The organism is Staphylococcus sp. HMSC057A08, assembly GCF_001812925.1.
Lineage (GTDB): Bacteria > Bacillota > Bacilli > Staphylococcales > Staphylococcaceae > Staphylococcus > Staphylococcus hominis.
This window is the reverse complement of sequence record NZ_KV810827.1, coordinates 1-262: the sequence shown is the minus strand read 5'-3', so window position 1 is coordinate 262 and position 262 is coordinate 1. Positions and strand designations below refer to the sequence as shown.

The following is a 262-nucleotide window of genomic DNA, read 5'->3' as shown; positions in this document are numbered from 1 at the left end:
ATAACCCAACAGAAAATCTATGTTCATAAATATGATCAGAATTAAGTTATGGTACAATGAAAATGTATATAGGAGGTTTGTATGTTGAAAATAGGTTATGCAAGAGTTTCAACTGGATTACAGAACTTGGATTTACAGGAAGATCGGTTAAATCAATATGGTTGTGAAAAGATATTTAATGATCATATGAGTGGTTCAAAAAGTAAGCGACCTGGTTTAGATAAAGCCATTGAATTTGCGAGGTCAGGAGATACGATTGTTG

Annotated in this window: 1 protein-coding gene; it reads left to right on the top strand. The window is 32.4% G+C overall.

Features of this window, described 5'->3' with window-relative positions:
* Nucleotides 1-84: 84 nt before the first annotated feature.
* Nucleotides 85-262 (top strand): recombinase family protein (locus tag HMPREF2881_RS00725; protein WP_141752615.1); only part of this gene is annotated, 178 nt, incomplete at its 3' end.